Annotated in this window: 21 protein-coding genes; 9 read left to right on the top strand and 12 right to left on the bottom strand. The window is 70.4% G+C overall.

Annotated features, from left to right (window positions below; all coding sequences use genetic code 11):
* Positions 1 to 40: 40 nt before the first annotated feature.
* The gene (locus tag QF035_RS49790; RefSeq protein WP_307529170.1) at positions 41 to 496 is read right to left on the bottom strand and encodes a MarR family winged helix-turn-helix transcriptional regulator; all 456 of its coding nucleotides are present in this window, start codon (positions 494 to 496) and stop codon (positions 41 to 43) included.
* A 197-nt stretch (positions 497 to 693) separates the two neighbouring features.
* Here QF035_RS49790 and QF035_RS49795 point away from each other — a divergent pair, with 197 nt between their 5' ends.
* Positions 694 to 1,662, top strand: coding sequence for an alpha/beta hydrolase (locus QF035_RS49795; protein WP_307529171.1), 969 nt, complete (start codon positions 694 to 696; stop codon positions 1,660 to 1,662).
* 197 nt (positions 1,663 to 1,859) lie between these two features.
* Positions 1,860 to 2,384, top strand: a complete 525-nt coding sequence (locus tag QF035_RS49800) for a MarR family winged helix-turn-helix transcriptional regulator (RefSeq protein ID WP_307529173.1) — start codon at positions 1,860 to 1,862, stop codon at positions 2,382 to 2,384.
* Between the two features lie 6 nt (positions 2,385 to 2,390).
* Here QF035_RS49800 and QF035_RS49805 read toward each other — a convergent pair whose 3' ends face one another.
* From QF035_RS49805 to QF035_RS49830, 6 genes are all read right to left on the bottom strand, one after another.
* Positions 2,391 to 4,154, bottom strand: a complete 1,764-nt coding sequence (locus QF035_RS49805; protein ID WP_307529175.1) for a PP2C family protein-serine/threonine phosphatase — start codon at positions 4,152 to 4,154, stop codon at positions 2,391 to 2,393.
* Positions 4,151 to 5,224: an ATP-binding SpoIIE family protein phosphatase gene (locus QF035_RS49810; RefSeq protein WP_307529177.1), complete on the bottom strand. Its 1,074-nt coding sequence runs from the start codon at positions 5,222 to 5,224 to the stop codon at positions 4,151 to 4,153. Before QF035_RS49810 ends, QF035_RS49805 begins: the two co-directional genes overlap by 4 nt.
* A complete protein-coding gene (locus tag QF035_RS49815) occupies positions 5,224 to 5,664 on the bottom strand; it encodes an anti-sigma regulatory factor (RefSeq protein WP_189841972.1) in 441 nt (146 codons plus the stop codon). The genes QF035_RS49810 and QF035_RS49815 overlap by 1 nt, the downstream gene beginning before the upstream one ends.
* Positions 5,664 to 6,083: an STAS domain-containing protein gene (locus QF035_RS49820; RefSeq protein ID WP_307529179.1), complete on the bottom strand. Its 420-nt coding sequence runs from the start codon at positions 6,081 to 6,083 to the stop codon at positions 5,664 to 5,666. Before QF035_RS49820 ends, QF035_RS49815 begins: the two co-directional genes overlap by 1 nt.
* The gene (locus QF035_RS49825; protein ID WP_307529181.1) at positions 6,080 to 6,979 is read right to left on the bottom strand and encodes an STAS domain-containing protein; all 900 of its coding nucleotides are present in this window, start codon (positions 6,977 to 6,979) and stop codon (positions 6,080 to 6,082) included. Before QF035_RS49825 ends, QF035_RS49820 begins: the two co-directional genes overlap by 4 nt.
* Before the next feature lie 132 nt (positions 6,980 to 7,111).
* Positions 7,112 to 8,284 carry a PP2C family protein-serine/threonine phosphatase gene (locus QF035_RS49830; protein ID WP_307529183.1) on the bottom strand — a complete coding sequence of 391 codons (1,173 nt, stop codon included), beginning with the start codon at positions 8,282 to 8,284 and terminating at the stop codon, positions 7,112 to 7,114.
* Between the two features lie 196 nt (positions 8,285 to 8,480).
* Here QF035_RS49830 and QF035_RS49835 point away from each other — a divergent pair, with 196 nt between their 5' ends.
* Positions 8,481 to 8,912: a MarR family winged helix-turn-helix transcriptional regulator gene (locus tag QF035_RS49835; protein ID WP_307529185.1), complete on the top strand. Its 432-nt coding sequence runs from the start codon at positions 8,481 to 8,483 to the stop codon at positions 8,910 to 8,912.
* A gap of 138 nt (positions 8,913 to 9,050) precedes the next feature.
* Here the strand turns inward: QF035_RS49835 and QF035_RS49840 are convergent, their stop codons facing one another.
* The 4 genes from QF035_RS49840 to QF035_RS49855 form a co-directional block, all read right to left on the bottom strand.
* Positions 9,051 to 9,434: an STAS domain-containing protein gene (locus QF035_RS49840; protein WP_307529187.1), complete on the bottom strand. Its 384-nt coding sequence runs from the start codon at positions 9,432 to 9,434 to the stop codon at positions 9,051 to 9,053.
* Between the two features lie 108 nt (positions 9,435 to 9,542).
* Complete coding sequence (locus QF035_RS49845) at positions 9,543 to 12,035, bottom strand: SpoIIE family protein phosphatase (protein WP_307529189.1); 2,493 nt, start codon at positions 12,033 to 12,035, stop codon at positions 9,543 to 9,545.
* The gene (locus QF035_RS49850) at positions 12,032 to 16,033 is read right to left on the bottom strand and encodes a HAMP domain-containing protein (protein WP_307529191.1); all 4,002 of its coding nucleotides are present in this window, start codon (positions 16,031 to 16,033) and stop codon (positions 12,032 to 12,034) included. Before QF035_RS49850 ends, QF035_RS49845 begins: the two co-directional genes overlap by 4 nt.
* 331 nt (positions 16,034 to 16,364) lie before the next feature.
* Positions 16,365 to 17,243, bottom strand: coding sequence for an RNA polymerase sigma factor SigF (locus QF035_RS49855; protein ID WP_307529193.1), 879 nt, complete (start codon positions 17,241 to 17,243; stop codon positions 16,365 to 16,367).
* A gap of 400 nt (positions 17,244 to 17,643) precedes the next feature.
* Here QF035_RS49855 and QF035_RS49860 point away from each other — a divergent pair, with 400 nt between their 5' ends.
* The 5 genes from QF035_RS49860 (at position 17,644) to QF035_RS49880 (ending at position 21,239) form a co-directional block, all read left to right on the top strand.
* A complete protein-coding gene (locus tag QF035_RS49860) occupies positions 17,644 to 18,570 on the top strand; it encodes a SigB/SigF/SigG family RNA polymerase sigma factor (RefSeq protein ID WP_307529195.1) in 927 nt (308 codons plus the stop codon).
* Between the two features lie 44 nt (positions 18,571 to 18,614).
* Positions 18,615 to 18,899 (top strand): DUF5133 domain-containing protein, encoded by a 285-nt coding sequence (locus tag QF035_RS49865; protein ID WP_307531951.1) that lies wholly within the window; start codon positions 18,615 to 18,617, stop codon positions 18,897 to 18,899.
* Positions 18,900 to 19,193: 294 nt separating this feature from the next.
* Positions 19,194 to 20,129, top strand: coding sequence for an anti-sigma factor RsbA family regulatory protein (locus tag QF035_RS49870; protein WP_307529197.1), 936 nt, complete (start codon positions 19,194 to 19,196; stop codon positions 20,127 to 20,129).
* Between the two features lie 157 nt (positions 20,130 to 20,286).
* Complete coding sequence (locus QF035_RS49875; RefSeq protein WP_307529198.1) at positions 20,287 to 20,658, top strand: PRC-barrel domain containing protein; 372 nt, start codon at positions 20,287 to 20,289, stop codon at positions 20,656 to 20,658.
* A 119-nt stretch (positions 20,659 to 20,777) separates the two neighbouring features.
* The gene (locus QF035_RS49880) at positions 20,778 to 21,239 is read left to right on the top strand and encodes an ATP-binding protein (protein WP_307529200.1); all 462 of its coding nucleotides are present in this window, start codon (positions 20,778 to 20,780) and stop codon (positions 21,237 to 21,239) included.
* A gap of 45 nt (positions 21,240 to 21,284) precedes the next feature.
* Here the strand turns inward: QF035_RS49880 and QF035_RS49885 are convergent, their stop codons facing one another.
* On the bottom strand, positions 21,285 to 21,719 hold the full coding sequence (locus QF035_RS49885) for an ATP-binding protein (protein ID WP_307529202.1): 435 nt from the start codon (positions 21,717 to 21,719) through the stop codon (positions 21,285 to 21,287).
* Between the two features lie 267 nt (positions 21,720 to 21,986).
* On the opposite strand from QF035_RS49885, the gene QF035_RS49890 reads away from it, so the two are divergent.
* The gene (locus QF035_RS49890; protein WP_143642537.1) at positions 21,987 to 22,163 is read left to right on the top strand and encodes a hypothetical protein; all 177 of its coding nucleotides are present in this window, start codon (positions 21,987 to 21,989) and stop codon (positions 22,161 to 22,163) included.
* The last annotated feature ends 2 nt before the right edge of the window (positions 22,164 to 22,165 follow it).

Raw genomic sequence — 22,165 nt, forward strand, 5'->3', positions numbered from 1 at the left:
CGCGCAGTTCCCCGCGCCCCTTATGGGGCGCGGGGTGTCCTCAGCGGGTGACGTTTGTTGTGAGCAGGCGGAGCAACTGCTTTGCCGTGGCGTCCTGTTCGGGGGTCAGGCCCATGGCGTCGCCTATGGCCAGGGGGACGGTGCCCGCCCGTTCCCGGAGCCGGGCTCCCGGGTCGGTGAGGTGCAGGGCGACGGAGCGCTCGTCCTCCGCCCGGCGCTCGCGCCGCAGCAGGCCGTTCGCCTCCAGGCGCTTGAGGAGCGGGGAGAGGGTGCTGGACTCCAACTGGAGAGCGTTGCCCAGGTCCCGTACGGAGATCTGGTCCTGTTCCCACAGCACGAGCATGACCAGGTACTGCGGATAGGTCAGTCCGAGTTCGTCCAGCAGGGGCCGGTAGCGGGCGGTGACCGCGCGTGAGGCCGCATAGAGGGCGAAGCAGAGCTGGTCGTCCAGGAGCAGGGAACCCTCCTGGGTCGGTTCGGCTCCTGGTGTGCTCACGGTGTCGCTCCCTGTTCCTGTGCCTGCTCCGGTGTGTTGCACGGCGATCTCCACTCTACCGTTCGAGTCTCCTCGACTCTATCGGACCCTAATAAGTTGCGCACGACTAAATGGCGCGTTACTTTCGTCGTGTGCCGCCGCTCCGGCGAAGACAGCCGACGGAGCCTGCCCACGGCACCTGATCCGAGGAGATCGCCATGACCGACACCACCGGCCCCCGCCCGGTCCTGGAGCCCGCCGCCGCGGCCTTCGCCGAGGCGACCGCGAACCCGCCCTACCTGTTCGACCTCGGCCCGGCGGAGGGCCGCAAGACCGTCGACGAGGTGCAGTCGGGCGACATCACCAAGCCCGACGTCGACGAGGAGTGGGTCACCGTCCCCGTCGGCCCCACCGGACAGGTCCGGGCACGCATCGTCCGCCCGGCCGGTGCCTCCGGCGTTCTCCCGGTGATCGTCTACATCCACGGCGCCGGCTGGGTCTTCGGCAACGCCCACACCCACGACCGCCTGGTCCGCGAACTCGCCGTCGGCGCGAACGCGGCCGTGGTCTTCCCCGAGTACGACCTCTCGCCCGAAGCCCGCTACCCGGTCGCCATCGAGCAGAACTACACCGTCGCGCGTTGGGTCGTCACCGACGGCGCCGGCCACGACCTGGACGCCTCCCGTATCGCGGTGGCGGGCGACTCCGTCGGCGGCAACATGAGCGCGGCCCTGACCCTGATGGCCAAGGAGCGTGGTGACGTGCCTCTGGTCCAGCAGATCCTCTTCTACCCGGTCACCGACGCCGCCTTCGACACCGGCTCCTACCACCAGTTCGCCGAGGGCTACTTCCTGCGCCGCGACGCCATGCAGTGGTTCTGGGACCAGTACACGACCGACGAGAAGCAGCGCGCCGAGATCACCGCGTCGCCGCTGCGCGCCACCACCGAGCAGCTCACCGGCCTGCCGCCGGCCCTCGTCATCACGGGCGAGGCCGACGTCCTGCGCGACGAGGGCGAGGCCTACGCCAACAAGCTGCGCGAGGCGGGCGTACCAGTCACGGCGGTCCGCTACCAGGGCATCATCCACGACTTCGTGATGCTCAACGCCCTCGCCGACACCCACGCGGCCCGCGCCGCCATCAGCCAGGCAGTGGCCGTGCTGAAGGGCGCCCTCGCCACCGGCTGACCGGCCGTCCCGCCACCGACCCGGCCTCCTGACCCCGCGCACCGTGCGGAGGGTCGGGAGGCCGGACGGCGATCGGCCCCCGAACGGCACGGACACGCGAACAACGAGCGGGAGCCGGGCCGTGTACCGCCCGGTTCTTCGGGTAGGGCCGACCTACATGACAGCTGCCCTGTCCGGAGTTCACTGAGAGAGCGCTTGTGGAGACCGACCGGCCCACGGGCCGTGACCAGAACCCCGTACACGAGCCGGAGACGCTTGCCCGCCATGTCGTCGACACGGTGGAGAGTCTGGTGACGCTCTGGTTCGCGGCGGCCGAGGACGTCGTCCCGCAACTGTCCGCGCGTCAGCTGTTCGCCCTGCAGACGGTCCGCCGCCGGCCCGAGCTCAATCTCACCGCTCTGGCCGAGCACTTGGAGATAGGGCTGCCCACCGCCAGCCGGCTGTGCGGCCGGCTCGTGTCGGCCGGGCTGCTCCAGCGGACCGTCCAGCCCCACAACCGCCGTGAGGTGCGGCTGATGGTCACCGCCGACGGACGGCGGTTCCTGGCGGACGTCACCGAGCGGCGATCCCTGTGTCTCGCGACCGTGTTCGGGGCGATGACGCCCGGCGAACGTGCTTCTCTGCAGCGGGGACTGGGCGCCTTCGAGCAGGCCCATGCCCGCACACGTCCGCGACCGCGGGGCGACACGCAGGACGGGGGAGGAGCGGCGACCGGCGGCTGAAGCCCGTCAGACGGGCAGTCCGGTGCGGGAGGGCCGTACCGTCTCCGACGCCTGGCTCGGGATGTGGCAGAGGAGCAGACACACGTCGTCGTCCCGCTCGGAGTCGCTCAGCAACGGATGCAGGAGACGGTCGGCCGAGCCGTCCAGGTCCGCGTCGAGGTCCTCGGAACGGAAGGCCCCGAGCGACGCGGCCAGACGCTCGATACCGGGGTCTATGCCATGGGCGCGGCGCTCGACCAGGCCGTCCGTGTAGAGGGCCAGCGTCGAACCGGGGGCGAGGCGCACGGTGTGGTCGCCGATCTCCTGCCGCAGCGGGATGCCGAGCATGGCACCGGGTTTGGCGTCGAGTGTGTGCACCTGTCCGTCGGGGGTACGCAGCACCGGCGGCGGGTGGCCCGCGGCGGCCCAGGTGAGCGTCGGATCGTCGGGGTGGAAGCGCGCGATGACGGCCGTCGCGTACAGATCGGGCTGCAGGTGGTGCAGGAGGATGTGCAGCCGGGTGAGGAGCTGGCCGGGGGTGCCTCCGTCGACGGCGTACGCGCGCAGCGCCGTGCGCAACTGGCTCATCATGACGGCGGCGTGCAGCCCGTGCCCCGTCACATCGCCGATGACGGTGATCAGGCTGCCGTCGGGCTGACGGAACGCGTCGTACCAGTCCCCGCCGACGTTCAGACCGTGGGTGGCCGGCAGATAGCGGGCCGCCAGGCTCAGTTCCGGAGTGGTGGGCAGGTCCGTGAGCAGGGCCCGCTGCAGTGTCTCGGCGATGTCGCGGTTGTGCTCGAAGCGTCTGGCGTTGTCGATGGCGATACTGGCGCGGCGGGTGAGTTCGATCAGCATGACCGCGTCGTCGGCGTCCCAGCGTTCGCCGGGCGGCGTGAGGATCAGCACCCCCAGCGGTGCCCGCCGCGTCGGCAGCGGAACGCACAGCAGGGGCTGCGCGGGATGCAGCGCCGAGGGGGGCTGGTCGTCGACGCCGGGCAGGCCGCCCGGATGGTCGGCGGCGTACTGAGGGCGCCCCCTGCGGGCCGCGACCACGGCGGCGGCCGGACGCGGACTCTGCCGCAGCTCGTCGTCCTCGCCGTCGAACAGCCACACATCGACACTGCGGGCGTACTCCGGCACCAGGAGGCTGGGCAGCCGCCGCACGATCTCGTCATGGTTGAGCGAAGCGGTGAGTACGGCGCTGGCGTCGGCCAGGAACGTCAGCCTGCGGCGTGCGCTCTCCGCCTCCGTACGCGCCTTCCGCTCGGCGGCGAAGAGTTCGCGCTGGGCCCGTCCCGCCGCGTCGAGTTCCGCGTGCAGTGCCAGCACACCCTGATTGGTCTGGTGGAGCTCCTCCCGGTGGAAGTCCACCAGCCCTTCCTGCTCGCCGAGTTTTTCCAGGACCAGGACCGTGTCCTCGTCGGCTCCCAGCAGCGCCTCGGCCAGGATCGCGGGATCGTCCGCCACGGGGCCGACGTCCGACAGGTCCGCGTCCTCCGGGCAGGTGACCGTCATGTGCCACGGCGGCTGCCCGTCGGTGCCGGTGTCGTCGAACGAGGTCACGACAGCCCGCAGGTGACCGTCCCCGGACGGCACCGAGGGCGTCGCTTCCAGACGGAGCCGCCACGTGCCGCCCTTCGTGAGGCACTGCCGCAGATGCGCGCTGAGCGCGGTGGTCAGCCGGGTCCGCTCCAGACCGGGCACCCCGTACGCGGCCGTCAGGCGTGCCGTGTCGATACGGGCCCGTGCGGCGTCGGTGACCGTGGTGATGTGCCAGGTACGCATCATGGTGTGCCGTCCGGCGGAACGGGGCTCAGTACGGCGACGGCGGTGTCGTCCCGTACCGGCCGGGCGGAGCTGCTCGCGTCGCGCACCGTCACGGCGGCGATCACAGCCGGGTCGAAGGACGCGAGGCAGGCGTCCGCGGGTGGGGTCCAGCGGCTGGGCAGCCCGTCGCTGTGCAGGACGAGCAGACAGTCCGCTCCCCACGTCGCATGGTGTTCGGGGATGGTCGTGGGCCGTTGGGCGCCGACTATGCCGGGACGTGACAGCAGGGGCCGCCAGCCCTCGCCCGTGCGCAGTCGGGCACCGATGTTCCCGATGCCGGAGAAGCTCAGCCGCCCGGTCTCGGCGTCGAGCTGGGCGACGGCGACCGCGGCGCCCCGGGTGGGGCGGAGCTCCGCGTCCAGGTACCGGAGCACTTCGGCCGGCGGCAGATGGCCCGAGCGGCGCAGCGCCTCCACCGCCGCCGACGAGGCCCGGGCGGCGTCGGGGCCGTGGCCCAGCCCGTCGGCCAGCATCAGGGTCGTACGGTGGCCCGCCCGGACCCACGCCCAGGCGTCACCGGAGAACTCCGCCCCGGCGAAGGGGATGTTGACCCCTCCGGCCCGAGCCTCGGCGGCAACCGGTGCGGGAGGGGCCGCGTGATTGCGGCCGCGGGTGGTACCGATCCGTGCCAGCGCGACCGTGCCCCGCCCCGGCACGCTGTGCAGGTCGAGGTCGTCGGCGATGCGTCGGCAGGCGCCGAGGCCCGCGCCGAGGGTGGACGCCGTGGAGAAGCCGTCACGCAGGGCGGCCGGGACGTCGGCCATGCCGGGGCCGTGGTCGATCGCGGCGATCTGCACCACGGAGGCCGCTTCCTGCCCGGCCGGCAGCACGGGAGGGGGCACGGTCTCTATGAGCAACTGGCCTCCCTTGGCGTGCTTGAGCAGGTTGGTGGCGAGTTCGGTGGCCACCAGCGCGGCCGCGGCGGTGCGGTTCCTGTCGAGCCCGGCCAGGGTGGCCGCGCCCTCCGCCGCGACCCTGGCGTCGCGTACGCGTGTCGAGTCGTGGACCGGGACGTCCCAGACGCGGGGCATCAGGTCTCCTCCCGGTACCGCGGCGGACGGACGGTCCACGAGGTCACCGTGACCGTGGTGCCGTTTCCGGGGCTGCTGTCGACCGCGAACTCGTGGACCAGCCGCCGGGCGCCGCCCAGACCCATCCCGAGGCCGTCACCCGAGGTGTAGCCGTCGCTCAGAGCCCGCTCCAGGTCCGCGATGCCCGGGCCCTCGTCGATGAACGCCAGCCGCAGCCCCGGTGCGTGACCGTTCTTCAGGACCGTGGCCTCCACCTCGCCGCCCCCGCCGTGCACCAGCGTGTTGCGGGCCAGCTCGCTCGCCGCGGTGACCAGTTTGGTCTGCTCCACCAGGCCGAAGCCCAACTGAGCGGCCGTCTGCCGCACATGCTGCCGTACCCACACCAGATCCATGTCCGAGTGGATCGGCAGGCGGGCGTCGACACAGCCGGCTGTCTGCATCACGGACTCTCCCGCCGTGTGCCGCGGGAACGGTACGGCGAGGCCTCCCCGGCCAGGAGGCCCAGGGCGTCCTCCGTGCTGAGCGCGGTGCGCAGGCCCGGCAGCGTCAGACCCAGTTCCACCAGCGTGATCGCGACCGCGGGCCGCATGCCGGCCACCACGGTCTGCGCGGCGAGCAGCCCCGCTTTGGCCGCGATCTCGGCCAGCACCCGCCCCAGGAAGGAGTCGACCATCTCGACCCCCGAGAGGTCGATGACCACACCGGTGGTCGAACTGCTCGCGATGGTCTCGCTGATGTCCTGCTGGAGCTGCTCCGCCGTACTGTCGTGCAGATCGCCCTGGAGGGTCACGAGGAGGACGTCGCCGAGCCTGAGCACCGGGACGGATCCCCACGGAGGTCCGGCGTGCGCGTGGGTCACCGCGTGACCGCCCCAAGGGGCGCCGCGTTCACGATGCCGGAACCCTGCTGGTCGAGCGCGTACGCCAGGGCGTCGGCGAGGCTGGCGCGGGTGAGCACCGTGCCCAGGTCCAGGCCGAGATGGACGATGGTCTGCGCGATGGCCGGCCGGATGCCGGAGACGATGCACTCCGCTCCCATCAGCCGCGCCGCCGCGACCGTCTTCATCAGGTGCTGCGCCACGAGGGAGTCGACGGTCTGCACACCGGTGATGTCCAGGATCGCGAAGCGCGCGTGCTGGTCGACGACGGACTCCAGGAGCGTCTCCATCACCACCTGGCTGCGGGCGCTGTCGAGGGTGCCGATCAGCGGTACGGCGACGATGCCGTCCCAGAGCTTGATGACGGGCGTGGCCGTCTCCAGCAGTTCCATCCGCTGCCGGTCGATGAGGGCTCGGCCCTCGTTCAGCGCCGACTCCATGACGACCAGCCGCAGCGTGCCCATCAGTACGGTCACCGCGGTGGCGCACTCCCGTACGTGCTCGGCGGACGCCTGGGACAGCTCGGCCACCAGGAGGTCCACGACGGGCGGTCGCAGGGCGTCCACCTCGTTCGACACCTGTGCCGAGCCCGCGCCCGCGCGTGACCGCGCCGCCGCCGTGCGCGTCAACTGCTCGCGCACCACGGTGAATCCGTCCGCCTCGGCGTCCTCGACGCGTCCGGCCGCGGCCACCGCGGCCAGTGACTCGACCACCGCCTTGCCCGCCTCCACCGCTTCGTCCCTGGACACGGTGAAGACCGTACGGAACAAGGGGGTGTCGGCCCACCGCTGGGCAATCTGCTCGCGGCGGCGGCGCAGGAAGTCCCCGACCTCCCGCGCGGGCGATCCGTGCTGTCCTGCCGTTTCGTGCTCCGGCACCTGTTCCACTCCTCATGTGCGTCGTGTCGCTCCGAACTTGCCGAAGGCAACGAGAAAGCGATGTAAATCTTGCCGGATGACAACTGTAGCCGTGGCGCCGTCCGGCGGGACACCTACGGTGCGGGTGCCCGCCTAGGGCGCCGACTGCTTTCCGTGCCAGTCGAGACAGACCACCAGCGCGTCGTCGTCCGGCTCGGGTCCGCCGCGATGCCCCGTCAGCTCCCGCAGGACAGCCCCGGGTACCTCGGGGGCCGGCACCAGGCTCGTGGAGGTGACGGCCCGGGCCAGCGCCCGGTCGCCGTACCGCTCGCCGCCCGGGGCCACGACCGCGTGGACCCCGTCGCTGACGAGGACGAGCCGGTCGCCGGGCTCGACGGTGAACTCCTGTGCCACATAGTCGGTTTCCTCGAACATGCCCAGCGGGAGCTGTGCCTCCATGCCCACGGTCGTGACGGACCGGTCGCGCAGCCGCAGCATCCGGGGCGAGCCGGCGTCGACGACCCGCAGGCGTCCGGTGGACAGTTCGAGGTCCATCAGCAGCACGGACAGATGCGCGGCCCCGCGGTAGTGGGCGTACACCGCCTGGTCGGCGAGAGCCGCCTGGTCCGCGATGGGGATGCCCGCCCGCCGGGCGTTGCGCAGCGCGTTGATGCCGAGGCTGGTCAGCAGCGAGGCGTCGATGCCCTCGCCCATGCCGTTGGTGACGTACAGGGTCAGCCGGTCGGCGGTGACGCACCAGTCGAAGTTGTCGCCGAACACCGCGTAGGCGGGCTCCAGTTGGGCGCCGAGTGTGAACTCGGGCCGGGCGCAGGAGCGTGCGGGCAGCAACTGCCACTGCATCTCCGCCGCCAGGGTGAGCCGGTCCCTGCGCCGCGCCAGCAGATACAGGTCGGTGTCGCGGTCGGCGACGACCACCTCGTGGCCCAGCACTTCGGCCACCTCGGCCAGTTCGGTCCGGCACTCCCCGGCCGCCTCGGCCGAGGGCAGGGTGACGGTCAGTACTCCGAGCCGGTCGCCGCGTACGGTGACCGGCAGATGAAGACGCACGCTCCCGCCGCCGTGGTCCTCCGTGTACGGCTCCTGCGCCCCGAAGGCCCTGCCTGCCGGGCTGTCGTGCACCGGCAGCGGGTCCAGGGCGTGCTGTGCCGCGGACACGGGCTGCAGCAGGGTCAGTCCGTAGTCGGCGAGGAATAGTTCGGCATCCTGCGCCGCGTACTGGTTGCACAGCACCTCGCGGACCGCGTCCAGCAACTGGTGCGGTGCCGCGGAGCGCAGTGCGCGCTCGGCTGCCACGAATCTGTTCACGATGGTGGATATGCCATTCTCTCCGCGTCGGCGTCGGGTCCGTTTCGGCGGATGCACGACGCCGACGGTCTGTTGTGTGAGTCGGTCATCGGGGGCCGGCCGCCCGAGGCGGCGGGCTGACAGCGTTCGGGAAGCCTGGGAGAGTGTCACCGTGACTTCCTCCTACGCGCGCCCGCGGCCCCAGGAAGTGGCGCGTGTGACCTCAGAGGCGGCGGAACTGCTGGAAGTCCTGTGGGGGCGTGCCTCGACGGCTCCGGTCTCGGCGTCCCAGCTGCGTGTGCTGTTCATCCTGGAACACCACGAGGGCATCAACCTGCGCACGCTCGCCGACGCCCTGGGTTCCACGCCACCCTCGACCAGCCGGCTCTGCGACCGCCTCCAGGCCGTGGGGTTCGTCGAACGCAGACCCGGTGCCACGAGCCGACGCGAACTGCGGCTGTACCTCAGCCGCCGCGGACGTGCCTTCCTGGTCGATCTGCGCTCCCGTCGCGAGCGGGCTCTGCAGTCCGTACTGGAGCACATGCCGGCCGCGCAACGGACCGCGCTGCTGGAGGGTTTGGCCGCGTTCTGTGCCGCCGCGGCGCAGGAGATCCACGAGGACGACATCGCGGATGCCAGGACGGCCTGACCGCCAAGCGGGCTGACCGTCCGGCGACACCGGGACCCGTGCGCCCGTACACGGAACTCGCTCCGCGCGATTGTTCGTTGTCATCCACCGTCCCATCCCGGACCCCCTCCCACACCGCCGTACTGCTCGCGCTCCCGTTCAGAGCTCGGGCTCGTCCCGCGGCTTGTCCACGAGGGCGAGTGCTTCGTCGACGGTGTCCGACACCGGCACGGTGATGCTGACCCCGGTGAGGTCCAGGATCCGCCGCACGGCAGGTGGCGGCCCGATGATGTGCACGCTCCCCGAGGACTCCCGGGTCTGCTGGTACGCCCTGATGATGATGTTCATCCCGGACGAGTCCATGAAGGGCACGGCCGAGAGATCGAGCAGGAAGTGCCGACGGCCGTGCTGGAACTGGTTCGCCAGATGATGCTGCAGCCCTGTCGCGGTGTCGATGTCCAGATGGCCCTCGACCGTGAGCAGGGCGATGCCCTCGCGAGGCAGTGCGACCTCGACGGACAGCGGGTTCTGGGCAATGGACACAAGTACCTCCCGAAGAATTGACGGCTTGGGCCGGTTACCCCCCTCTGCGGATTCGATGCCCCCGGTGGTGGCCCGCGCGACGTGATCAGACTCTCGTCGGCGCCGCGGCTACGACACGCGGATGCCGATGATGCAGGTGTCGTCGTCGGTGTCCGACCTGCTGTACGTGAGCAGCCGGTCCAGCTGCTGGTCGAGCGTGGACGGGGCCGTACGGACCATCGTCAGCAACTGGGTCATGGACTCCGCCATCGAGCGGTCCCGGCGCTCGATCAGGCCGTCCGTGTACATCAACAGCGTGTCGTCGACCGCCAGTTGGATCTCGTCCTCCTCGTACGTCACCTGGGGCGCCGCGCCCAGCAGCAACCCCTTGACCAGGGGCAGGGACACCGCCCCCGTGTCGCGTACCAGCACGGGCGGCAGATGACCGGCCCTGGCCCACCGCAACGTCCGGTTCTGCGGGTCGTAGAGGCCGCAGACCGCGGTGGCGGTGACGGTGCCCGTCAGATGGTGCGCCACGCTGTTGAGCCACGTCAGCAGCTGGCCCGGGCCCGCGCCCGTCACGGCCAGCCCCCGCAGCGCGTTCCGCAGGACGACCATGCTGGTCGCCGCCTCCATGCCGTGACCGGCCACGTCACCCACGCACAGGAGCACGAGACCGGACGGCAGGACGACCGCGTCGTACCAGTCGCCGCCCACCAGATGCTCCGTCTCGGCCGGCCGGTAGCGGACCGCCACGTCGATTCCGGGGGCCCGCAACGGGTCCTGGGTCGGGGGCATGATGGCGTGCTGGAGCTGCAGCGTGAGGCGGCTGCGCTCGGTCGCCTGCTGCTCGGTGTGGGCGAGCTGGACACGGGTGGCGGCGAGCGCGACCTCCGTCCAGTGCTGGGCCGAGATGTCCTGGTAGGCCCCGCGTACGACGAACAGCCGGCCGTCGGCGTCGAGCACCGGCTCGGCCACCACCCGGATGTGGCGCGTCACCTCGTCGGGACGCCGGAGCCGGAACGACGCGGACGCGGGCCGCCGGTGATGGAGCACGGTGCGCAGGAAACGGCCGATGGTGACGGCGTCGTCCGGATGCGCGTGGACGGGCAGCTCCTCCAACGGCACAGGCGCGCTCGACGGAGACCTGCCGTAAAGGGTGAAGAGTTGGGTGTTCCAGGTGATCTCGCCCGTGAGCAGATTCTCCTCGAAGCCGCCGATGCGGCCCAGGCGCAGTGCGTGCTGCAGGATGCCCGCGAGCCGTGCCGTCTCGTCCTCGATGCGCCAGATGAGCAGCACGCTGTTGGCGTGCCGGCTGATGCTGATCTCCGCCACGGCCGACAGCGGCACCTGGTCGACGAGAGCCGTGAGGTTCATGCGCTGCGCGCGGAACGGCTCGCCCGTGGCGTAGACACGCTCGATCCGCTGGAAGAGGTCGCTCTCCCCGGCGGCCATCGGGTACGCCTCCAGCAGCATCGCGCCGTTGACGAGGCCGCGCGGACGGCCGGCGGGATCGAGGAAACGGCTGTTGACGTGATGGATGTGGAAGTCGACGAGCTGCCCGCCGTCGAGATAGGGGACGAGGACAAGGGCGGGGTCGTGCAACCCGTCGGCCAGGTCCACCAGTTCGGTGGCGTCCGGGACGACACGCGGCTCGCGCAGGGCTTCGTCACCGTGTACGAAGACGTATGTCTCCAGCGTGCGGGCGCACAGTTCCGCCAGGGCCTCGACCTGCCGGACCACTTGGGGCGGTTGCGGTTCCAGGCGGGAGGGCCAGACGATCTCCAGGGCGCCGTGGATGCGGCCTCCGGTGCCGGCGGGAACGGCGGCTCTTCCACCGTCGGGGTACTGGTGCTGGCCGATGGAGGGAAGCCCGGTCTCGGCCAGTGATCCGATCCATTGCCCGGCGCGCTCGGAGAGGCTGGTGCGCGCCACCGTCACCACGCCCGGGGGCACATGGTGCCAGCGCCCGGCCTCCGCCGGGGAGAACCCGGCACTGCCGGCCAGCGTCAGGGAACCGTCGGAGCGCACGGTCCAGATGGCCACGGCCACCGCGCCGAGCGGGGTCAGCGCGTGCTGCAGCAGGGAGTCGGCGACGGCCTGGGTGTCGGGCGCGGCCAGCGCACCGCTCTCGGCCTCCCGCATGCGTACGGCGGGGGAGTGGCCCCTCGACGACGTGTCGCCCGTGGGAGCGTCGGTGGACTTCGCCGCGGTCAGGAAGGCGTCGGCCACCTCCGAAAGCCGGTCGCGGGCAGCCTGGTTGATGACCTCGACGGCGAGTTCGAGTGTGCTCACCCCGGCCTGCTCGGTGAGTTCGGCGAGCTGGCGGGCGGCCTGCGCGGGCCCGCACCCCAGTCGCTCCACCAGGATGCCCTTGGCGAGTTCGATCAGGGCACGTCCGTCGGCCTCGACCTGGGCCGCACGCACCTCGCGGCGCAGACGTTCCACCGTTGCGGCGAGCCTGCCCACCGGGTAGGTCGCGAGAAGAGCGGCCGAATCCTCGGGCGACTCGTCCCCCGACCCGCCCTCCGACTCGTCCGCCGTCTCGTCGGCCGGCTCCTCCGCGGACTTGTCCGGCGACTGCTCCTCGGCCGGATCAGGACACTGCTCGGTGCGGGTCACGCCGGCAGCCACTGGCGGACGCAGGCGATGAGGTCGTTGGTGTCGACCGGCTTGGTGACGTAGTCGCTCGCCCCGGAGGCGAGACTCTTCTCCCGGTCGCCGGGCATCGCCTTCGCGGTGACGGCGATGATGGGAAGACCCGCGTACTGAGGCATCTTCCGGATCTCCGCCGTGGCCGTGTAGCCGTCCATCTCCGGCATCATCACGTCCATCAGGACGAGCGAGATGTCCGGATGGTGGAGCAGCGTCTCGATGCCCTTGCGGCCGTTGTCCGCGTGCAGGACGTGGAATCCCTGGAGCTCCAGGATCCCGCTGAGCGCGAAGAGGTTGCGGGCGTCGTCGTCGACCACCAGGACCGTGCGGCCGAGGAAGGCGTCCTCGACGGGATGCGGTGTCTCGGGCTGCGGTTCCTCGGCACGGGCCAGGGAGGGAACATCCCCCAGCTCCTCCGCCGAGAGGTGCAGGGCGATGCGCTCGCGCAGTTCGTCGAGGCTCGACAGGAACTCCAGGGCACGCGTGCCCGAACGGGCCTGCAGCGCCTGTTCCTGCGCCAGATCGGCGCGGTGACCGCTGTGGACGAGGACCGGAACGTTCGCGAGCGCGGAGTCGCCGTGCATCGCTTCCAGGAACCGGGTCGCCTCGCCGTCCGGCATGCCGAGTTCCAGAACGACACAGTGGCACGGTCCCGCGGCCAGCGCACTCGCCGCCTCCTGTGCCCCGACGGCGGTGATGACGTCGACCGTGCCGCGCGGATCACCGGTGTCCGGGCCATGGGCGACGTCCGCGACCGTGCTCTCGGCGACCAGGGTCAACAGGCCGCGCTGCCGTTCCTCGACGACCAGTAGACGACGCCTGCGGCTCCGGGGCGGGGCGGCCGGGCCCGAGGGCGGCGTGTGCGCCGCCGACTCCTCGGACGGAGCCGCGGTGAGGGCTTTCTCGGTCGACCGGTCGCCGCTCAGGAATTCCTCGAAGTCGGCGCGCGCCACGGGAAGGAACAGCGTGAACGTACTGCCCTGTCCGAGCGTGCTGGCGACGGTGACGGCACCGCCGAGCAGGTGCGCGATCTCCCGTGTGATGGACAGACCGAGGCCGGTGCCGCCGTACTTGCGGCTCGTCGTCCCGTCCGCCTGCTGGAAGGCTCCGAAGATCGTCTCCAGATGCTGTTCCGGGATCCCGACCCCCGTGTCCCGCACGCGGAACGCCACGATCGTGCCGCCCCGGAGCACGCCGTCGGGCACTTCATTGTCGGCCGCCGGTTCGATACGCAGCTCCACGCCGCCCTGCTCGGTGAACTTGACCGCGTTCGACAGCAGGTTGCGCAGCACCTGACGCAGCCGGGAGTCGTCGGTGAGGAGGTCGCCGGGTGCCCCGGGCGCGGTGCGCACGGTGAAGTTCAGGCTCTTCTGTGTCGTCATCGGCCGGAACGTCGCTTCGACGTACGCGAGAAGCTGCCGCAACGGGACGCGCTCGGGAGCGAGTTCCATCTTCCCGGCCTCGACCTTCGACAGGTCGAGGATGTCGTTGATCAACTGCAGAAGGTCCGATCCCGCGGAGTGGATGATGCCCGCGTACTCGACCTGCTTCGGGGTGAGGTTGCGTGAGGGGTTCTGCGCCAGCAGCTGGGCGAGGATGAGCAGGCTGTTCAGCGGGGTGCGCAGCTCGTGGCTCATGTTCGCCAGGAACTCCGACTTGTACTTGGAGGCCAGCGACAACTGCTGGGCGCGGGTCTCCAGTTCCTGTCGGGCCTGTTCGATCTGCAGGTTCTTCGCCTCGATGTCACGGTTCTGCGCGACCAGCAGTGAGGCCTTCTCCTCCAGTTCCTCGTTGGAGCGCTGCAGTTCGTCCTGCTGGACCTGCAACTCCTCCGAGCGGGCCTGCAGTTCGGTGGTCAGTCGCTGGGACTCGTCCAGCAGCTCGTCGGTGCGCGCGTTGGCCACGATGGTGTTGACGTTGACGCCGATGGTCTCCATCAGCTGGCCCAGGAAGTCCTGGTGGATCTGCGTGAAGCGGGTGACCGAGGCCAGCTCGATGACTCCGAGCACCTGGTCCTCGACCGTGATGGGCAGCACCACCAGGGCGGTCGGCACCGTACGGCCGAGCCCCGAGGAGATGGTCACGTAACCCGGCGGCAACTCGTCCACGGAGATGGTGCGGCGGCTGCGCGCGACCTGACCGACCAGCGAGCGGCCGAAGGGGATCCGGACGGGACGCCCGTCGTCGTCGGGCCAGCCGTAGGAGCCGACGAGCCGCAGCTCGTGGCCGCGCCCGGCCTCCTCCGCGAGGTAGAACGCGCCGTACTGGGCCGACGCCAGGGGCGCGAGCTCGTCCATGATCAGCTCGGCGACCACGGACAGGTCCCGGTGGCCCTGCATCAGGCCGGAGATCCGCGCGAGGTTGGTCTTGAGCCAGTCCTGCTCCTGGTTGGCCCGGGTGGTCTCGCGCAGGGACTCGACCATGGAGTTGATGTTGTCCTTGAGCTCGGCGACCTCGCCGGAGGCCTCGACGGTGATCGAGCGGGTCAGGTCGCCCTCGGCGACGGCGCTGGTGACCTCGGCGATCGCGCGTACCTGCCGGGTCAGGTTGCCCGCGAGCTCGTTGACGTTCTCCGTCAGCCGCTTCCAGGTGCCGGAGACACCCTCGACCTCGGCCTGTCCGCCGAGCCGTCCCTCGCTGCCGACCTCGCGGGCCACGCGGGTCACTTCGGCGGCGAACGCGGAGAGCTGGTCGACCATCGTGTTGATCGTCGTCTTGAGTTCCAGGATCTCGCCCCGGGCGTCCACGTCGATCTTCTTGGACAGATCGCCCTTTGCCACCGCCGTCGTCACCAGCGCGATGTTGCGCACCTGGCCGGTGAGGTTGTTCGCCATCGAGTTGACGTTCTCGGTGAGGTCCTTCCACGTGCCCGCCACGTTCGGCACCTGGGCCTGGCCGCCCAGACGGCCCTCGGTGCCGACCTCGCGGGCCACCCGGGTGACCTCGTCCGCGAACGCGGACAGTGTGTCGACCATCGTGTTGATGACGTCCGCCAGGGCCGCGACCTCGCCCTTGGCCTCGACCGTGATCTTCTGTGACAGGTCGCCGCGGGCCACGGCGGTGGCGACCTGGGCGATCGAGCGGACCTGGCCCGTCAGGTTGGACGCCATCACGTTGACGTTGTCGGTGAGGTCCTTCCAGGTGCCCGAGACCCCGCGGACGGTGGCCTGTCCGCCGAGATTGCCGGCCGTGCCGACCTCGCGGGCCACGCGCGTCACCTCGTCGGCGAACGCGGACAACTGGTCGACCATCGTGTTGATGGTCTCCTTGAGCGCGAGGATCTCGCCCCGGGCGTCGACGGTGATTTTCTGCGAGAGATCGCCCCTGGCCACCGCGGTCGCCACCTGGGCCACGTTGCGGACCTGGGCGGTCAGGTTGCTCGCCATGAAGTTCACGGAGTCGGTCAGGTCGCGCCAGGTGCCCTTGACGCCCTTGACGTCAGCCTGACCGCCGAGCCGCCCCTCGGTGCCGACCTCGCGGGCCACCCGGGTCACTTCGTCGGCGAACGCGGAGAGCTGGTCGACCATCGTGTTGATGGTGTTCTTGAGCTCCAGGATCTCGCCGCGGGCCGGCACGTCGATCTTCTGGGAGAGGTCACCCTTGGCGACCGCCGTCGCCACCTGCGCGATGTCGCGGACCTGGGTGGTGAGGTTGCCCGCCATCGCGTTGACCGAGTCGGTGAGATCGGCCCAGGTGCCGGAGACGCCCGGTACTTCCGCCTGTCCGCCGAGCGTCCCCTCGGTGCCCACCTCGCGCGCGACACGGGTCACTTCAGAGGTGAACACGGACAACTGGTCGACCATGCCGTTGAAGACGGTGGCGATGTCGCCCAGGAGGCCCCCGCCGTCGTCCGGCAGACGTGTGCCGAAGTCTCCGTCCCGTACCGCGGTCAGTCCGGCCAGCAGCCGGCGCAGCTCCGGTTCGCCCGGTGTGCGGCCGACAGGGTCGGTCGTCTGGCTGGTCATGCGCACCCTCGTTCCGTTCAAGACAAGAGTCCCGTGAAAGGGGGGACTCGGAACTTCAGGCCCACTGCCGGACCCCTCCTCGTCGGCGCGGACCCATGAATTCGAGGCCGCCGGTCGAGGAAGTACGCCGCAGGCTAACCCGAAGGTCATGCCGTGAACAAAGGTCGAGCCAGATTGGTGCCGGGGAGGGTGATCTTCCCTGGAAAGCGTGACCGGGGGCCGCGCACGACGGAGCCCGCCGCCCTGCTGTCGCGAGGTGAGAACGCTCGCGACAGCGGGACGGCGGGCTCGACGATCCGGTGCGGGATCAGGCGGCCGACGAGACGGTGCTTCAGGCCACCGAGGGATCGAGCAGACCAGCGCGCAGCCGCTTGATGATGCGGCTGATCAGTCGCGACACGTGCATCTGCGAGATGCCGATGACCTCACCGATCTCCGCCTGGGTCCGCTCCTCGACGAACCGCAGATGGATGATGAGACGCTCCCGCTCGTCGAGTTCGGCGATGAGGGGGGTCAGGGAGTGGAGGTCGTCCACGAGCTCCAGCGCATGGTCGTCCTCGCCGATGAAGTCGGCCAGGACGGTCTCGCCCTGCGAGTCGCCGTCGGAGGTGAGGGCCGCGTCGAGCGATGAGGAGTTGTAGCAGTTCGCCGCCTTGCGGGCCTCGATGACCTCTTCCTCGGGCAGCGACATGAGCTGCGACAGTTCGGCGGTCGTGGGCGTACGCCCCAGACGCGTCCGGAGTTCCTCCGTGGCCTTCGCCAGCTCGACCCGGGCCTCCTGCAGACGGCGCGGCACATGGACGGCCCAGCTCGTGTCGCGGAAGAACCGCTTGATCTCGCCGACGATGTAGGGGACGGCGAAGGAGGTGAACTCCACCTCGCGGGTCAGCTCGAACCGGTCGATGGCCTTGATGAGCCCGATGGTGCCGACCTGGACGATGTCCTCCATCGAGTCGCCCCGGCCGCGGAACCGGGAGGCCGCGTACCGGACGAGGGACAGGTTCATCTCGATCAGGGTGTTGCGCGCGTACTGGTACTCGCGCGTGCCTTCCTCCAGCACGGCCAGGCGGTCGAAGAACTGTCGGGACAGATCGCGAGCGTCCTTCGGCTTGATCAGCGACGGTTCGTCGATGAGAGGGAGTGCCGTCTCGTCGACCGTCTGCGTTCGCTGTGCCGTGGCCGTTGCTTCGCCTGCCGTCACGGCTGTCATGCCGTCCACCCCACTCGTCGGCGCTGATGTGTCAAAGCCCGCATGCCCTGCTTCGGGCCGCCCACTCCCTTCGCGAGGTACTAGAAAGCAGACGCCGGGAGGATCTGGCCGGAAGTCGCCCCTTTGTTCCCTCTCTTGAGGGGGTTTCGGGCGGGTGCCGACCATGGGCGAGGCCTGGCCGGAGCCGTGGCGGGGCGAGAAACTCGCCGCCACGCCGTGCAGTCGATTTCGAGCAGCGGTGTTTTTCCTCGGGATGCCCGGGCAAGCGGAATTTCGTGCTTCGGACCGGAGGCACGTCCGTAGGAGCGAGTAGGTGTGAGCTCCGGGGGTCTCCGGGCGGCTCGGGCGGCACTCCTCCTGCGGCATTCCCCCGCAAGCCAATGTTCAGGAGCGAATCCGTATGCCTAGCGATTTGTCTACAAATCGACCTGACAAGCCCGTGAGCACGGTGACGGCCGTCCGGCCGGACTCGACCACCCGGCCGTCCGCCCATGCGAAGCACTCGCACGACGACGCCCCTGACGCCGCGGCCGCGTTCGCCCGGCTCGCCGAACTGGAGGACGGGCCCGAGCGGGACGCCGTGCGCGACGAACTGGTGACGGTGTGGCTGCCCATGGCGCACCGGATCGCCGGTCGTTTCCGCGACCGGGGCGAGTCGGTCGAGGACCTGCGCCAGGTCGCGGCCATGGGGCTGGTGAAGGCGGTCGACCGGTACGACCCCTCCCGCGGGGCGTTCGAGAGTTACGCCGTGCCCACCATCACCGGTGAGGTGAAGCGGCACTTCCGGGACCGGATGTGGGCGCTGAGAGTGCCCCGCCGCGTCCAGGAACTGCGCAACAAGGTGCGGCTGGCCCGTCGGGATCTCACGTTGAATCCCGGGGCCCCGGAGCCGACGGTGGCCGAGATCGCGGCGCACACCGGGCTGACGGAGGACGAGGTCGGTGCGGGGATGGAGGCGATGGAGAGCTTCAGCACGCTGTCCCTGGACGCCGAACTCGCCTCCGCGGACGACAACTACAGCCTCGCGGACACCCTGGGCGACGTCGATTCCTCGTACGAGCTGGTCGTCGACCGGGAAGCGGCCAGGGAAGCACTGCGCCGGCTGCCCGAGCGTGAGCGGGCCATTCTGTACATGCGCTTCTTCGAGGACATGACGCAGACCCGCATCGCCGACGTGCTCGGCATCTCCCAGATGCACGTCTCACGTCTCATCAGCCGCAGTTGCGCGCGTGTCAGGGACGAGGCGATGGGTGGGCAGCAGCCGCGAGCCGGTGGCCACGATGCCGACGGGCGGACCGGCACCGACGGACGCACCAGGGCCGCGTGACGCGGAAGGCCGAGGAGGCCGAGGAGGTCGGAGGAGTGAGCCCGATGCTGATGCCCCATCCCGCGACCCTGCGCAGGCTCGTGGACGAGTACGAGGCGCTGATCGCCCCCGAGGCCGAGGGCGGCGCCGTGGCGAGACAGGACCAGCGGGAGCAGGACCTGGCCTACACGCTCTGCGTGTCGACCGGCACGCGCGATGTGAGACGTGCTCTGGAGAGGGCGCGCCGCCATCTCGCGGCCGCCCGGCAGCCCGTGGTGCCGATGGCTCCGCGGCCTCCCGGTACGGGCGGTACGCAGGTACGTGACGGCGGAGAGGCAGTCACCAGGTGAACCCCGCGGGCCGGTCGCGCAGACGTGTGACCGGCCCGCGGGTGCGCGGCGACGACCCGGACGCGTTTATGGAACGTCAGTGCGACGGCGTATTGTGGCCCCCGGGGTGGCACCGGTGGACCTGATGGGCAGCACGGACAGATCGTTGTCCGTGTCGAGGTCCTGCAGCGGTGGGCCGCCCCGGCCGAGTCGGCCGACGGTCGGCTTCGTGCCCGGAGCCCACGAGACCCGGGCCGGGCGGTGGCGGATTGCCCGGACCCCCCGGCCTCTACCCCCGAAGACTGGTGGGGCGGCATGACGACGACGGCGACCGAGGACGCCCCCTTCGTCCATCCTGCGCTCTTCTACCGCGGTGACCAGGAGTACGTGGCCGGGACGGTGCCCTTCCTCCTGGACGGACTGGCGGCGTCGGAGCCCGTCGCGGTGGCCGCCCCCGTCCCGCGGCTGGAACTGATCGCGGCGGCGCTCGGAACAGCGGCCGAGGCCGTGCACTTCGTCGACATGACCAGGGCCGGCCGGAACCCGGGCCGCATCATCCCGTCCGTCCTGCGGGCCTTCGCCGACGCCCGGCGCGGCGGCCATGTGCGCATCATCGGGGAACCGATCTGGTCCGGCCGCACCGCCACGGAGTATCCGGCCTGCGTCCAGCACGAGGCCCTGATCAACGCGGCGTTCCGCGGGCGGGACGTGACCATCCTCTGTCCGTACGACGCCCGGTCGCTCCCCGACGACGTACTCGCCGATGCCCACGCCACGCACCCTGTGCTCATCACGGCGAGCCGGCAGTCGGTCAGCGGTGCCTACGACCCGGTGAAGGTCCTCGACCGCTACAACGAACCGCTGATGTGTCCGCCCGGGGCGGCGACCGTCCGGTTCGACGCCGAAGCCCTGCCCGTCACCCGGGACTTCGCGCTCCAGGAGGCACGGGAGCGGGGGATGGGAGCCGTCCGCCTGCAGGATCTGGCGCTGATCGTGGCGGAGTTGACCACGAACAGCGTGGTGCACGCCGGCGGCAGGGGAACGCTGCGTCTGTGGGCGGAGAGCGAGCAGATCGTCTGCGAGGTCCAGGACACCGGCCGGCTGACCGACCCCCTCGCGGGCCGCCGCCCGGCACCCCCCGACCAACTCGGTGGCCGAGGCCTTCTCCTCGTCAACCATCTGTCGGATCTGGTGCGCGTGCACGCCGATGAGCACGGCACGACGATCCGCAGCTACGTGGCGCGCGCATGAAGCACGCGGGAAGGCCCTTTCGGCGAAATCGTTGCGAATGCCAGTCCGTCGGCAGGGTATTTGCTGCCCGTGGAGCATCACGGGCGGCGGATGTCCGGCCGCGGCGCTCCACCCGGGCTCACACGAGACGGAATGCACACGGGACGGAAGGAGCGGCGTGGTCACCGACAGAATCTGGTCGTACGCAGGGGACAGCGGGCACACCCAGGGGCAGCGGCTCACGGGGTTCACGGTGGTGGCGTCCGACGGCACGGTCGGGCATGTGGACCGGCAGGCCGACGACTCGGGTCTGCGCCATCTGATCGTCGACACCGGAGTCTGGCTGTTCGGTAGCAGCGTGCTGATACCCGTGGGCGTCGTCACCGCCGTCGACACCGAGACCCAGGAGGTCAGGGTCGCGTGCACGGAGGAGGAGATAAAGGCCGCGCCGCGGTTCAAGACCGATCGCGAGACGCTGGACCCCGAGTACCTCGCCGGTGTCGGCGACTACTACCGGAGTCTGCCTCCACGACAGGCGACCGCGCCCTGACCCGGCACGACGGTCGAGGGATTCGTACCCATGGTCGTGCGCTCAGTGGGAAGACGGATGTCGACGGACTCGTTCCGGGACCCGGCATCGAGCCAGCAGATCTCAGGGGCACGACGGATATGGACCGAATCGACACGACTGCCCTCGCGTCGTCCCACCGCACGTCCGGTGGGACGTCGATGACGGCGGTTCCGATCACGACCGCGGCGATGGCCCGTGCCCACGTCCGCGCCGTGGTGCTGGAACAGTGGAGTTCCCCGCCCCGCAGGGCGACGGAGACCGCTGTCATCGATCTCCTGCTGGTCGTCTCGGAGCTGGCCGCGAACGCCGTCCGGCACGGGGGCGGGCTGGTCGGGGTCGAGGTGACATCCACGCGTGAGGGCGTGCGGCTGGCCGTGCACGACAACAGTGACGTCGTCCCCGCCGCTGCCTTCGGCTCGGGTGACCTTCCCGCGGTGCATCACGGCAACGGCTACGGCTGGCCGCTGATCATCCGGCTGGCGCGCGACATCGCCATCGAAAGGCGTCCCGGAGGCGGCAAGACGATCCGCGTCCTGGTGCCGCTCCAGACCGTGCCGTAGGGGCCGCAGGAGCCGTAGGGCAGCCCAGGGGGCCGCCGGGGAACCTCACCACGGCATGAACACGTGGATGTCCTTGCCCTTCTCGGTCGGCACCACACTCACCTGGTCGCACAGCGTATGGATCAGATGCCATCCCACGCCTCCGTCGTTCCGGCCGGGGCGGAAGGGACGAGGCGCCGGTGGTGTGGTGCTGGTGTCGTGCATCGTCACATGCACACCGTCGAACGTGCGCCGCAGGTGCAGCGTGAACGGGCCCGGCGCGTACTGCACCGCGTTGGCGGCCAGCTCCGTGACGATCAGCAGGATGTCGTCCCAGTGTTCGGGCTCCGCCGGTGGCGAGGCACGCGTGAGCGCAAGGAGGAACCCCTCCGCGGCGAGTCGTGAGCCCGTCACATCGGACGGTTCGCCGGCGAATTCGGTGGTCTGGGTGTAAGTCTCCTCAGAAGGCAGTTTGTCGTCCCAACGCGGCTCGGTCGCCATCACGACTTCCCTCAGCCCATTCCCTGTGGGGCTGTGGCGCTTGCTTTGCTTCCACCGTTGCTGCTTCCCGACGGCAAAGCGCTTAGTCGTCCGGTTCCGGTGACGATGGCAGGGACTCCGGAATGCGGTGGTCTGCGGGGATTCCGCCGTGGTCGGCGAGTACCACGATCGGCCCGGGTCATGGGTGTCTGATCCGGCCGGGCCGGGGCACTCGTCGAGTGGGAGTGGGATCTGACCCCACTCCGTAAACCGCAGAGAGGGGAATCCATGCTCGGCATGGCAGCGGCCGTCCTGTTCCTCGTCGCGTTCCTGATCAACGCCGCGGAGATCTCGACCAACGACGTCTTCACCTCGACCAACGTGATGCTGATAGGGCTGATCGTGCTGGCCCTGCACCTCGCCGGGGTCGGCAGTGGCCTGGCGACCAGGGGCCGCCGAAGGTGACA

The sequence above is a fragment of the Streptomyces umbrinus genome (assembly GCF_030817415.1).
Classification (GTDB): Bacteria; Actinomycetota; Actinomycetes; order Streptomycetales; family Streptomycetaceae; genus Streptomyces; species Streptomyces umbrinus_A.